Annotated in this window: 11 protein-coding genes; 3 read left to right on the forward strand and 8 right to left on the reverse strand. The window is 60.2% G+C overall.

The features are described 5' to 3' along the window. Window positions 1-164: 164 nt before the first annotated feature. The 6 genes from CC94_RS0109655 to CC94_RS0109680 are packed head-to-tail and all read right to left on the reverse strand — an operon-like array spanning window position 165 to window position 6,943. Complete coding sequence (locus CC94_RS0109655; RefSeq protein ID WP_005369335.1) at window positions 165-539, reverse strand: hypothetical protein; 375 nt, start codon at window positions 537-539, stop codon at window positions 165-167. Beyond that, entirely contained in the window at window positions 536-3,079 is a 2,544-nt protein-coding gene (ctaD, locus tag CC94_RS0109660) for a cytochrome c oxidase subunit I (RefSeq protein WP_031430642.1), read from the reverse strand. The genes CC94_RS0109655 and ctaD overlap by 4 nt, the downstream gene beginning before the upstream one ends. Then, the gene (locus CC94_RS0109665) at window positions 3,069-4,142 is read right to left on the reverse strand and encodes a sodium:calcium antiporter (RefSeq protein WP_031430644.1); all 1,074 of its coding nucleotides are present in this window, start codon (window positions 4,140-4,142) and stop codon (window positions 3,069-3,071) included. The genes ctaD and CC94_RS0109665 overlap by 11 nt, the downstream gene beginning before the upstream one ends. Window positions 4,143-4,146: 4 nt before the next feature. Continuing rightward, window positions 4,147-5,139: a cytochrome c oxidase subunit II gene (locus CC94_RS0109670; protein ID WP_031430646.1), complete on the reverse strand. Its 993-nt coding sequence runs from the start codon at window positions 5,137-5,139 to the stop codon at window positions 4,147-4,149. After that, entirely contained in the window at window positions 5,136-6,293 is a 1,158-nt protein-coding gene (locus CC94_RS0109675) for a c-type cytochrome (RefSeq protein WP_031430648.1), read from the reverse strand. Before CC94_RS0109675 ends, CC94_RS0109670 begins: the two co-directional genes overlap by 4 nt. Further along, window positions 6,290-6,943 carry a cytochrome c oxidase assembly protein gene (locus tag CC94_RS0109680; protein ID WP_031430649.1) on the reverse strand — a complete coding sequence of 218 codons (654 nt, stop codon included), beginning with the start codon at window positions 6,941-6,943 and terminating at the stop codon, window positions 6,290-6,292. The genes CC94_RS0109675 and CC94_RS0109680 overlap by 4 nt, the downstream gene beginning before the upstream one ends. A 412-nt stretch (window positions 6,944-7,355) precedes the next feature. Between CC94_RS0109680 and CC94_RS0109690 the strand changes: the two genes are divergently transcribed. Continuing rightward, entirely contained in the window at window positions 7,356-7,568 is a 213-nt protein-coding gene (locus tag CC94_RS0109690) for a hypothetical protein (protein WP_031430651.1), read from the forward strand. A gap of 508 nt (window positions 7,569-8,076) precedes the next feature. Here CC94_RS0109690 and CC94_RS0109695 read toward each other — a convergent pair. Both CC94_RS0109695 and CC94_RS0109700 read right to left on the reverse strand, forming a co-directional pair. Then, window positions 8,077-8,889, reverse strand: a complete 813-nt coding sequence (locus CC94_RS0109695) for a LytR/AlgR family response regulator transcription factor (protein WP_005369348.1) — start codon at window positions 8,887-8,889, stop codon at window positions 8,077-8,079. Next, a complete protein-coding gene (locus CC94_RS0109700) occupies window positions 8,886-9,959 on the reverse strand; it encodes a sensor histidine kinase (RefSeq protein ID WP_051911432.1) in 1,074 nt (357 codons plus the stop codon). Before CC94_RS0109700 ends, CC94_RS0109695 begins: the two co-directional genes overlap by 4 nt. 401 nt (window positions 9,960-10,360) lie before the next feature. On the opposite strand from CC94_RS0109700, the gene CC94_RS0109710 reads away from it, so the two are divergent. Then, entirely contained in the window at window positions 10,361-11,125 is a 765-nt protein-coding gene (locus CC94_RS0109710; protein WP_157203412.1) for a hypothetical protein, read from the forward strand. Window positions 11,126-11,396: 271 nt separating this feature from the next. Continuing rightward, the gene (gene leuB, locus CC94_RS0109720; RefSeq protein WP_031430659.1) at window positions 11,397-12,503 is read left to right on the forward strand and encodes a 3-isopropylmalate dehydrogenase; all 1,107 of its coding nucleotides are present in this window, start codon (window positions 11,397-11,399) and stop codon (window positions 12,501-12,503) included. Window positions 12,504-12,550 lie beyond the last annotated feature (47 nt).

A 12,550-nucleotide genomic window follows, 5' to 3' on the forward strand; every position in this document is an offset into this window, starting at 1 on the left:
GGACCTTCCCGATAATTTTTATAGGGAACGAATCCTGAATTTTATCAATAACGGACGATTTTAACTAACGGCCGGTTGCCTCCGCCATTCGCCTCGTCGCGGTAAGCGTTGCCGCGGGTCCGGCCCCGCGGCCGTTTATTGGGCGAAAAACGCTGCTCCGCGCGTCACGACAGCGGCGCGCAGGCCGGCACCAGCAAGGCGGCGCTGCCGGCCCATAACACGCCGAAAAAGGACAGCAGGGCAAGCAGCCGCATCACGCCGGCAAGAAAAGACAAGGATTTTTCCGGCCGTTTCATGCGCAGCACCGCATCGGGTTTCGCGATCGGCAACAGCAATATCAGCAGCGCCGCCACGGTCGCGGCAATGACCGCCGTCTGCGCCGCATGAGCGGCGCGGCCGCCGCCGAGGATATCGCAGAAGAGCGATTGGATCGCATACACCGCGGCGAAATGCAGTCCCCAAACGAAGGAAGGGCCGACCAAGGCGATCGCCACGGTACCGACCGATTTTTCGGAAACAGGCGGTTTCGATGCCGTCATAAAAGCCATCTCGGAAAGCCGTGAACCAGCAGCAGGCCGATCAGGCCTTGCGCCGCCGCGTAATAAACCAGCAGATTGGTGTTTTCCAGCGTGGCCGATCGCACCCGGTCGAGCTTGCCGGTGAAGTGGCGCGCGATCACGAACAGCGACATGATCAACACCGCAAACACGAGCTGGCCGGTCAATACGCCATCCATATAGACCAGTGCGGCGTAGCTCGATGCGCTGGGGCGGAGTCCGGCCTGCCAGTGGCAGACGATCGCCACGCCTACCGCGAAGGCCGTCGAGAGCGCGCCCGAGCCGATCAGCAGCGGTGTCCAAAAAGGCTTGCGGCCCGGCGCCGCCAGCGTCTTTTGGGCGAGCGCGAACAATGCCGCGCCGGCAATGAACAACGACGCGCTCAACGCCGGCCACTCTAAATCGGGCAGGCTTTGCGCGCTGGCGGGCCAAACCCTGGGCGAAACGGTCCAGAGATAGAAATAGGAAAACAAATAAGCCAGATAGAGCGAGCCGGCGACCCCCATCAGAATCACCATGGCCCACCAGCCGTGGCCGGTCGGCCCGGTCACGTAAACGGGAAGCGTAATGCCGGCGCCGATCGGCACCGGCCCTTTGCCGGGCCCTTTGTCGAGCTCCCATACCCAGGCCAGGCAGCAGGCAATCGCCAACACGCCGCAAATCAGCGCCGGAACGACCACTTTAATCGTCAGCAGCAGGAAACAGGCCGCGGTAAAAACCGCCGCGAGCAAATGCCCCCAACCGTTGCCGGGCATCTGGATCACATATTGCGGCCTGGCGTCGATGACCGACGTCACGATCGTTTCGCGGGCGCCGGTCGGCGCATTCGGCAAATAATGCCGGCCGGCGTCGACCTCTTCGGCCAGACCGGGCTGCATCCACAGCGGTTCGCGGCTGGTCACGTGCGGAATCGAGCGCGTCGAATAAAGATCGGTCGGCAGCCATTCGAGGGTACCGGCCTGCCAGGGATTGGGCTCGCCGTTCTCGCCGACCCGGAAATTGCGGATCAGGTCGATAATGAACACCAGCACCCCGGCGCCGATCAGGTAAGCCCCCAGCGTGGAGACCAGATTCAAAGCCCCCCAGCCGGATGCCTCCGAATAGGTCCAGACGCGGCGGGGCATGCCCAGCAGCCCGGAAACATGCATCGGCATGAACGAAACGTTGAAGCCGATAAAGAACAGCCAGAAGCACCATTTGCCCAATCGCTCGGACAGCCTGCGCGTGCCGATCATCGGCGCCCAGTAATAAAACGTCGCGAACAGCGGGAACACCATCCCGCCGATCAGGACGTAATGCAGATGCGCGACGATGAAGTAAGTATCGTGCGCCTGCCAGTCGAACGGCACCATGGCCACCATCACCCCGGTCAGTCCGCCGACCGTGAAAATGAACAGCATGCCCAGCACGAACAGCGACGGCGTGGTCAGCCGGAACCGTTCTTTGGCCGAGGCGATGGTCGCGATCCAGGAAAAAACCTGGATGCCGGAGGGTACCGCGACCGCCATGCTCGCCGCCGAAAAGAAAGCCATGCTGAGCGCGGGAATGCCGGTGGCGAACATGTGGTGCACCCACAGTCCGAAACTGAAAAAACCGGCCGCGATCAGGGCCACCACGATCAGCCGGTAACCGACCAGCGGCGTTTGCGCCATGGTCGGTACGATCATCGAAACCAGCCCGGCCGCGGGCAGGAAGATGATGTACACTTCCGGATGGCCGAAAAACCAGAACAGGTGCTGCCACAAGAGCGGATCGCCGCCTTGCGCGGCGGTGAAAAAAGGCCAGCCGAAAGAACGTTCGATTTCTAGGAACATCGTCGCGAGGATCACGGCCGGGAATGCCAGCACGATCATGCCGGCGAACACCAGCATCGACCAGCCGAACACGGGCAATTTGTCGAGCGACATGCCGGGAGGCCGGGTCCGCAAAATCCCGACAATAATCTCGATCGCGCCGGCGATCGCGGATATTTCGATAAAACCGATGCCCAGCAGCCAGAAATCGGCGTTGTCGCCGGGCGAATATTCGGTCAGCGTCAACGGCGGATACATGAACCAGCCGCCTTTGGGCGCCAGGCCGTAAAAAACGGTCGAGAAAAACACCCCGCCGCCGATGATATAGGCCCAGACCGCGAACGCGCTGAGGCGCGGAAACGGCAGGTCCCGCGCCGCCAGCATTTGCGGCAGCAGCAGTACGCCCAAGGCCTCCATGGCCGGCACCGCGAACAGGAACATCATCGTGGTGCCGTGCACGGTGAAGATTTGATTATAGAGATCCTGGCCGACCAGATCGTTGTCGGGTACGGCCAGTTGTGTGCGCATCACCAATGCCAGGAGGCCGGCGAGCACGAAAAACGCGAAGGCGGCGCCGAGATAAAGCAGCCCCACCACCGTGTTGTTGACCGCCGTAATCCACCGCCAGCCGGGCGGGGTTGACCAGATGCGCAGCAGTTGTTCCTTCTCGCCGGCCGGCCGCGGCAGGCTGTTGGGCAACACGCCCCTTTCTTGAATGCTATCCGCCACCCGACCCCCTCATCGAATAAAGCAAAATCATGCCGCCGCCGTAAACGGCCAGCACTGCGGCCGAGTCCCGCCCCATGCGGAAAAAGGTGCGGTCGGCCCGTTCGGCGAGCCCCATCAGGAACAGGCCGGTGACGGCCAGGCCCAGCAGCGCCCCGACCGCGGAAAAATCGCCGACCCGCGACAGAACCGGATCTCCCGGCGTCAGCGCATCGATGCCGAACAGCAGCATCACGTTGATGATATTGGAACCCAGAATGTCGGAAATGGCCATCGTATAAAGGCCCCGGTACATGCTGGCGAATACCGTGCTGGCTTCCGGCAGGGCGGTCGCGAAGGACATCAGGGTCATTCCGACGAACGACGAGCCCAGCCCGCTCTGCCGCGCGATCACGTCGCCTACGGTGGCCAGCACATAGCCGGCGCACAGGATGACCAGTGCGCCGGCGGCCGTTTTGGCGATAAGCCGGGCCAGCGGATCGCGCCGCAAGGGAAATTCGCTTTCGTCCCGGCCGCTGCGGTCTTCCTTGCCCAACGCTTCATCCTCGGGATTGTTCACGATCCAGGGATAGCGCCCTTCGGCTTCGCTGATTTTGACGAAACTGAACAGCGAAGCCCCCAACAATCCCCACGACCAGATGCCGGCGCCAAACAGCGGCACGTCGCCGACAATAACGGCCATTGTCACAAAGGCCAGCAGGCAAATCACCAGTGCGCCCTGCAGCATCACCACGGGATTGGGGATGACCGAGGTGAGCGCCCGCTCGCCGGTAAAAATGTCGGCGATGGCCAGCAACGCGACCTGGAACGCGATACCGCCGAGCATGTTATTGACGGCAAGCGTGGCATTGTTATTGAAAGCCGCGCTCAGGCTGGTGGCAATATCCGACAAAGACGTCACGCCGGCCAGCAGAAACAGCCCGAGCAGCGCCCGGCTAAGCTGAAGCCGCTCGGCCAGTTCGTCCGCATAGGCCGCGATTCGGGTGCCGGCAATTCCGACCGCGCAGGCGGCCGCCGCGAAAACCGCAAGATTGACGGCCAGGCTGTATTCGGCAAAATTCGGCATGATGCTACTCCAGCCCTTTTAAATAAGCCGATAAATCCCGAAGTTCGCTTTCGGAAAAAAAATCGAAAGGCAGCATCAGGTTGTCCGGTTTGAGCTTTTGGTGGCGGCCGATCCATTGCGCAAAGCTGTCCGGCGTATTCGGCAAAATGCCCGCGCCGAGCGACACCCGGCCGCCCACATGCGTCAGGTCCGGCCCCACCTTGCCGCCGGCCGGGGTGCCGCGCACGCTATGGCAGCCCCCGCAGCCGCTGGCCGAAAACAGCCTTTCGCCGGCTTTCCGGGCCGTCGGCTGCGCGTCCGCCCTTTCTTTGGCGAGCCAGGCGTCATAGTCGGCAGGCGCCATCGCGACCGCATAAAAAGCCATCAGCGCATGGGCGCCGCCGCAATATTCGGCGCACTGGCCGCGCACGACGCCGGGTTGGTCGGCAACGAAATGCAGCCTGTTGACATGGCCGGGAATCATGTCGACCTTGCCCGCATACGCCGGCAGCCAGAAGCTGTGGATCACGTCCGCCGTCGTCAGCTCGATTTCTACCGGGCGGCCGGTCGGAATGCGCACCTCGTTGGCGCTTTCGGTCGTCCGGCCGTCGCCGTGCCGGTAGATGACCCGCCACCACCATTGCTCGCCGACGACCGCGATGCGCACCGGGTTTTCGGCCCCGGCCAGGTTTTCGCCGGTCCGCAAAATCGAAAATCCGTAAAATAGCAGCACGCTCAGGGCCGCGACCGGGAAAACGACGCCGCCCCACACCACGCTTTTTTCACTCGTCAACCCGCGCCGCCAGCCGGCCGGGCCGTAAATCGAGACGGCGGCCAGCAAGCAGATTAGCAGGGTGATGATCCCCGCCGCGATAAACATGATCCAGGTCAGCAGCGTGATGCGCGACGACACCGGACCGAAACCGGCAAATGCCGATTGTTTGTCTTCGCAGCCGGCAAGCGCGATCAGCGCGATCGCTAAAAACAGTTTCGGCAAGCGGTGGCCGATGGGTTTCATGGCGGGGAACCCTTTGCTCCGGCGTTCGGCGGAAAGCCGGCAGCCTGCCACGGCCGGCTCGCAAAGAACGAGGCCGCGGCCAAGACCTGCTGCTCGGTCATCCGCCCGGCGACCACCGACATCATGGCCCCATGCGGCGTTTTATCGCGGACGCCGCGCCGGAACACCTGCAATTGCTGCCTGAGGTACTGTTCGGACTGCCCGGCCAGACGCGGGTAATCCTCCCGGCCTTGCCCGGTATGGCAGGAAAAACAAGCGGGAATTTTGCGTGCCCGGTCGCCTTGCTCCGCCAATTGGCGTCCCAGCTTGCGCTCATCCGGTGAAGCGGGACGTGAAACAGCGGAAAAGGACGGCGCCAAGACGGCGTAATAGGCCGACAGCCGGTCGATCTGTTCGTCGTCGAGGTCGTCGGCAACCGGTTCCATAAAGCCGCTTTGCCGCGCATCGTCACGGTATTCCTGCAGCGCTCTTTTCAGATAAGCCCGGTCCTGGCCGCCCAGACGCGGGATGTAAGGGCTGGTCGGCGCCGTTTCGGCCGTGTCGTGGCAGCGGCTGCACGCGGTCAGGTCGAGCCGCGGCCGTCCCGCGCCGACAAGCTCCTTGGCGGAATAATTTCGGGCGGCGCTATGGCCGCCGGCATAGCGCCGATAGTCTTCTCTTGTCATCGACGGCAAGGCTTCCAGAAAGGCCACGACCGCCCAGACTTCATCTTCCCGCTCGTCTCCGCTCCAGGCCGGCATGCCCGTGAATTGAATGCCGTGCCGGGCGATCCAGAACAACTGCGGGCGCGTCCAGTACGGCGCATGGACTTGCAGGTCGGGAGGATAAGGCAGCATATGCGCGTAAACCGGATTGACCGCCTGTCCCGGCGCGCCGTGGCAGACAGCGCAGGTGCCTTGAAAATGCGCCGCTCCCAGCGGCATTTGCTCGGCAAACTCCAGTTCCGGGGCCTTGACGGATCGGCTGTTGAAAATCACCGACCGGTCCTTGGCCATCTTCAGAAACGCTTCGAGCCAGGGATGGTGGCCCGCGCTCGCCGCCACGTTGTAAATGCCGGAATAAGCGACCAGCAGGGCGAGCGCAACGCCGCCGGCGAAGAGCCCGAGCGCCCAAAGCAGAAGGGAACGCCAATGCGCGGCCAGCCACTCCGTCATGACCCGTTTCCCGAAGCCATGACAGGCGGCGCGGTTTCCTTTTGCGCTTCGCACAGCCCCCAAAACCAGCGGTAAATCAGCACGGTCGCGGCGAGCAGGTAGGTCAGGGGGCACGCCGTGATCATCACCAACCCCGCCAACTGCTGGTCGGCAAGATCGAGCTTCGCGGCCGAGCCGAATGCGGCTTCGTTGTAAAGCGCGCGCGGCGCCAAGGTCAGCAGGATGGCGTAAAGGCAAAACAGCTTGCCGGTCAACAGCAGGGCAGCGACTTTTCCCCATAATCGTGCGCCCGCCTGATCGAATATGGCAAGCCAGAACCAGAGAGAGGAAAAAAGCAGCATGGCGGATACGGGAACGCCGGTTTGCCCTGCCGCCAATCCGGGCGGCGCATGCCACGCGAAAAATGAAACGGCCTGCAGCACGGCCGCCGCAGGCAGCGATTTCAGGCCGGCCATCCGGAAAACCGGCATGAGGTGCGCGCCGAACGTGCCTGCCAAAAGCGGCGACACGACCGTCATCAAAACGATATGAGCGATCATGCGATGCGAAAAGGCGCCCGCGATTTCGTCATGGCCGATGACGAAAAATATCAGTGCCGCGACCGCGGCAAGTTCCGCAAACATAACGTCGGTAACGGGCTTCGAGAGCATTGCCTTTCTCCGTTATCAAGCTATTGGACTAAAAAGGAGACAGCCATCCATAAGCGGCTATACACGGAAGATTGGCCTGGAGATCAACTTGTTGACCGGAGGGGTAAAACCATAAATCCTCCCTGAACGATGGATCGAAATTTCAAGCTCCCGATAAGAACCGATGCCGAAACAATTCAAAAAGAAAGCCCGGTACGGCGTTTAAATCAGAAGCCTACAGCTATCGGCAGAAGATTTGAATCGGCAATAACGGTTGATTTAGGGTAAAGAATGGATAAGAGGCGTAGCCATTCGGCACGATGCTGCACGAAAGAATCGGCGAATGTCCGCGATTCACAAATTTTATGAATGGCGGCATGAGAAAACGTCATTTGGGTAGCATCTCGGCGAACTGGCTGAAAACGCGATCGGTGTGATTGCGCCGGATCGGAGCTACCGGCGTTTTGCGCAGTGCCCGCGCTTGTCCGGGGCGGATTCTTCCAGCTTCGGGCCGGAAGGCCGTTTATACGCGGTGGTCAATCGGCTGCATCGATCGGCCGTGTTGAACGGCGGCGAAGCCGCCTCGGTGCTGCCGTATTACCTGCCGCGAGTCAAACCGCTCGCGTCCGGCTTGCCCGGGCGCTAGAGCATTTTCGTTTTGGGTCTATGGCCTTCGTAAGGAAAGCACGTCATTCCGGCAGAGCCTGCCCCGGTCAGGGATTGCCGGACGACTGCACCCGTAGCGCTATGCGTACCTTTCGACATTGAGGGGACGCACTCGGCAACTGCTCCATGCGTTGCCCTAACTCCCGCATCCCTGCAGTCGAGCGTACCCTACGGGGCTGGACTTAACGGCTGGGCACCCTTCAGAAGGTGAGGACTTCCCTATACGCGATATGAAAATGCTCTAAGGATAGCTCCACATAATTTTCCGAAAATCGGTAGGCTACAGAGGAGTTGAAATAAACATTCGCTTCCCCCCTTTGAAAAAGGGGGATCGAGGGGGATTTATTTGAAAAATCTCCCCCAAAGCTCGCTTTGGATCACTCTTCTCTCACATTCAAAGCCAGCTTTTCAAAGCAAGCTTTGAACTCCAATGCTCGAGCTTTGCAGGACTTGTGTATAACGATGGGCGCTCCTGTGTGGGAACCAGCTCAAATAAGTCCATCTGTTCGGGATGCGCGGCCGGCCGTTCGCGTGAGGCGCGCCCGCAGGGCAGCGGCATAGGTTCGTCCCACCCGTACTTCCGACCCGTCGGCGAGAGCCGCGATGAGTGCGGCAAAAGGAGCCTGTCTGATGCGAACGATCGCACTGCGGCGCACGATGGTACTGCGGTGGATGCGCACGAAGTCGGCCGGGTCGAGGCGCCGTTCAAGGGAGGCGAGGCTTTCCTGGTAAAGGTAGTCCGCCCCCGCGACATGGATGCGCACATAATCGCGTTCGGCCTGAAAGCGGAGGATGTTTTCCGGCGCGATCCGCACAAACACGTCCCGGACCTTCACCCAAAATTCGCTCGCCCGCTTGGGCTGTTCGTTCAAGGCCCGTTTGAGCGAGACGATGGTTTCCTGCAGCTCGGCGATCCGGTCTGCCTGAAGGCGTGACGCAGCGGCCCATCGCGCCCGTTCCATGGCCGTGCAGAACCGGCCGGGCTCAATGGGCTTGGTGATGTAATCCACGGCATTGGCCTCGAAAGCGCGCAGCGCATGATGGTCGAAGGCGGTCACGAAAACGACGGCGGGCGGCGCCGCCCCTACTAGCCTTTCCAGCACGTCGAAGCCGCTTCCGCCGGGCATCTGGATGTCGAGGAGCAGAATGTCCGGCTGAATTTTCCCTACCGCGCGGTAGGCTTCGTCCACATCGCCAGCCTCTTCGATTCGGCCGACCCAGTCTATTTTGCCCAAAAGGCGCGTCAGCCTGCGCCGGGCGAGCGGCTCGTCGTCAACCACGAGAACGGTTAGTTCCATCATGCCAGCCTCCAGGGCATGTCGATGGAGACACGGTAGCGGCCGGGTGCCACAGGGCCGGACGAAAACTGGCTGTCGCCCTGGAATCGGGCGTTCAGACGCTCCGCCACGTTCCGCAGCCCCACGCCCATGCCGGGCGGTCGGTTGCCCGCCGTATCGCACGGCGGTATGTCGTTTTCCACTACCACGCGCAGACGGTCGGCCTCCCGGTATGCTTTGAGCAAGATTTCCACCTCGCCGGTCGCGGTCCCGATGCCATGCTTGATCGCGTTTTCGATCAGCGGTTGAAGGATCAGGCTCGGCACCAGCGCGCCGCCAGTTTCCGCGGGCATGTCGATGCGGAAGGTCATTCGGCCGGAGAAGCGCTCGCGCTCGATTTCAAGATATTCCTTCTGAAGCGCGAGTTCGTCGGCAAGCGGAACGTCATGCATGGGGTCGAGCGAGAGCGTGGCGCGCATGAACGTAGCCAGGGAGAGCACCATGCGTTCGGCGCGCGTGGCCGCGCCTTCCTCGATCAACCCCGCGATGGAGTTGAGCGTGTTGAACAGGAAATGCGGATTCACCTGATAGCGGAGCGCCCGCATCTGCGCCGTCAGCGCCTCCTCGCGAACCGCCGCCAGCCTGCGTTCGCGGTCGCGCACCTCGAAATTGTAGAGGAGGGCAACGAACAGGCACGACCAGCCGAACAGCATGGAGGCGCCTTCGATCAGCATATAACCGGAGTAGGTCGGATCGAACTTCACCGGCTGCGGATATTTGCAGATCATATAGTCGATGAAATCGATCGCGGTGAAGATCGGCGCGGTCACCGCGGTCATCAGGAAGCAGAACAGCGCTTTCTGCGTGAAAGACAGCCCACGCATCCGGAACAGCAACAGAGACATGACGTAAGTCATCAACGCGCTTGCCCCGAACAGCACGAATTTAAGCGGTGCCGACTCCAGCGGATCGATATGGATGAAATAGCCCAATAGGCTGTCGGCGACGAACATGCAGATCCAGTAGATCAGGCTGAGACGCAGCGTCGCCCTGCGCACGGCGGCTGCAAGATCGGTCATGTCTGTCATGCTCATGATGTTAGCTCCTGGTTCATGGGCACATTTTACCTCGTCGAGAGAGAAGGCGGAGTGCCCTTCGTCCCCTCCAGATCGCCGTTCGCAGATTTTTTCGTCGTTCGACGGCGGCTTCTTACGGGTTGGCAGAAAACGAATTAAGCGTGGTCGTCGAGCGGCTTGACTGTAACATCTATTCTATGCTGATATATCCGGCGGAGCGGCATCGCGCATTCATCGGAGCGTTTACCGCCAAGATGGAGGACGTCGATGAGACGAGTGGATTTTTATGCGCGCCCGATCTAATTGGAGTTGATGGACAGCAGCCCGAAATACTTCCTCTCAACCCATCAATGAGAGCCAGCTGATAAATTTTTTGTCGTGTACAGGGTAATTTGAGCCCTGCTTTTTAAGGAGAAACCATGATTGATTTAAGAACCCTGGTGTTAATCGCGATAAGCCTTGTCACTTGGCATGCGCAGGCGGCGCCGCGAACAGATCTCACTAATGTGGAGCGTTTCACCGATATTGGTGGTGGTGAGGTGAAGTGGGAACAAGGCACGCTTTACACCGATGCGAAGGGTTTCATACCGATTACCAGCGGGAATTTTCCTTTATCTGGTTTTGATCTGACGCCCGAATTGCTGGCGCCGGTTTCCGGCAAATTCGTTATATCGCTGGCGACGTGGACGCTGTTTTCGGATAACTTCGATTTAAGCAAGTTTCAACGTTCTTCGGGAACCTATTCGATCAAGAGCGTACCTCATGTCATCGTTAGCGTAAAAGGCGCCGTGCCGCCCACGCCGATCGGAAGCGGCGAGGAAGTGCTGAAACTCAATACCTCGGGCACGGCCTATTGCGGAGGCGTTCCGCCGCGGAAGTTCAGTTCGCGCAATGACGTCGACCTGTGGCTTCACATCGACGGCGAAACCTCCGCAAAACTCTATAGCGATCAGGCGCTCACATCGGTCGTCGCCGAACTCAACGTCAACAGTCTACCGATCTCGGCCAAGAAGGCTTCGTTCAGCGCCTTTTCCGGAGATGCCGGAAATCATATCGTGATACTCGGCACGTATACGCTTGACGCCGCCGGAACAATCAAATCGCTGAAAGCGACGCTGATCCAGCGGTCCGTGATTGACGCCTGTTATTCGGCCGCCTCCGTTACCGGAAAACGCATTAATTGAGGGTTTGATTCATTAAGGCGGAACCGGTTACGGATTCCGCTGCCATGCCAAACGATCCATTATTCTGCAGCAGAACTTCATTCGGCGGAGCCCGGCAAGCCGGTTCCGCCTTACGGGTTTCGGCGCTGCCTCCGGTTCGGCGGCCGCTACGCCAGGAACGCCGCCGACACCATGAAATTTGCCTCCGCTGCCGTCATCTTCGCTCAAACTGCAGTATAATGAGCGGTTTATTTTCAGTTCATTGAATTCATTAACATTCCCAAAGGCACTCATGAAGCATTACAAAATCGCCGTCTTGGCCGGTGACGGTATCGGTCCCGAAATTACCCAGGAAGCCATCAAGGTTCTCAAAGTCGTCGAAGAACGCAACGACGTCACCTTCGAACTGATGCCGGCACTGTTCGGCGCCTGTGCCTATTTCGCGACCGGCGACGCGTTCCCGCAGGAAACGATCGCCATTTGCGACCAGGCCGACGCGATTTTGAAAGGTCCGATCGGATTGAGCCACGAGGAATCCAAAAAAATTCCGGTCGACAAGCAGCCCGAACGCGGCGCCTTATTGCCTTTGCGCCGTCGCTACAACACCTACGCGAATTTCCGTCCGGTTTCGCTGCCGAAGGCACTGGCGCACTTTTCGCCGCTGAAGCCCGAAGTGATCGGCGAAGGGATCGACCTGATCATGGTGCGTGAACTGGTCGGCGGCCTGTATTTCGGCGAGAAGGAAATGGGTGTCAACGCGCAGGGTCTGCGTTACGTTCGCGAAACGCTCGAATACGACGAAGTGCAGATTCGCCGGATCATGCACCAGGCGTTCAAGCTGGCGATGAAGCGCCGCAAACTGCTGCACAACATCCACAAGAGCAACGTGCTGAAATCGAGCGTGCTCTGGAACGAGGTGATGGAAGAAGTCGCGAAGGAATACCCGGAAGTGAAAGTCGTCAATTATTTGGTCGATGCGGCCGCGACCGCGCTGTGCCTGAACCCGGCCCAGTTCGACGTGATGGTGATGGAAAACATGTTCGGCGATATTTTGAGCGACCAGGGCGGCGGCATCCTCGGCTCGCTGGGCCTGATGCCTTCGGCCTGCCTGGGCGACGACAAGGCCTATTATGAGCCTTCGCACGGTTCCGCGCCGGATATCGCCGGCAAGAATATCGCCAATCCGTACTCGATGATCGGCTCGGTGGCGATGATGCTGGAAAACAGCTTCGACATGGCCGACGAGGCGAAGAATGTCTGGGCGGCGATGCAGGGCGTGTTCGCGGATGGCTTCTCGACCGCCGATCTGTCCAAACCGGGCAGCGGCGTCAAGATGATCAGTACGGTCGAGTTCGGCGACAAGGTCGTCGAGAAACTGCGTGCGATGCCGAAAGTTTAAACGGCGGCATATTATTGTTGTAAGGTGGGTTAGAGCATTTTCATATC

The sequence above is a fragment of the Methylomicrobium agile genome (genome assembly GCF_000733855.1).
Lineage (GTDB): Bacteria > Pseudomonadota > Gammaproteobacteria > Methylococcales > Methylomonadaceae > Methylomicrobium > Methylomicrobium agile.

Bases quoted from the DNA above. Each gene is read 5' to 3' on its own strand.
- CC94_RS0109680 (WP_031430649.1), bottom strand. From the start codon at position 6,943: ATGCTCTCGAAGCCCGTTACCGACGTTATGTTTGCGGAACTTGCCGCG.
- CC94_RS0109695 (WP_005369348.1), bottom strand. From the start codon at position 8,889: ATGATGGAACTAACCGTTCTCGTGGTTGACGACGAGCCGCTCGCCCGG.
- CC94_RS0109665 (WP_031430644.1), bottom strand. From the start codon at position 4,142: ATGCCGAATTTTGCCGAATACAGCCTGGCCGTCAATCTTGCGGTTTTC.
- CC94_RS0109670 (WP_031430646.1), bottom strand. From the start codon at position 5,139: ATGAAACCCATCGGCCACCGCTTGCCGAAACTGTTTTTAGCGATCGCG.
- CC94_RS0109675 (WP_031430648.1), bottom strand. From the start codon at position 6,293: ATGACGGAGTGGCTGGCCGCGCATTGGCGTTCCCTTCTGCTTTGGGCG.
- CC94_RS0109655 (WP_005369335.1), bottom strand. From the start codon at position 539: ATGACGGCATCGAAACCGCCTGTTTCCGAAAAATCGGTCGGTACCGTG.
- CC94_RS0109710 (WP_157203412.1), top strand. From the start codon at position 10,361: ATGATTGATTTAAGAACCCTGGTGTTAATCGCGATAAGCCTTGTCACT.
- CC94_RS0109700 (WP_051911432.1), bottom strand. From the start codon at position 9,959: ATGAGCATGACAGACATGACCGATCTTGCAGCCGCCGTGCGCAGGGCG.
- leuB (WP_031430659.1), top strand. From the start codon at position 11,397: ATGAAGCATTACAAAATCGCCGTCTTGGCCGGTGACGGTATCGGTCCC.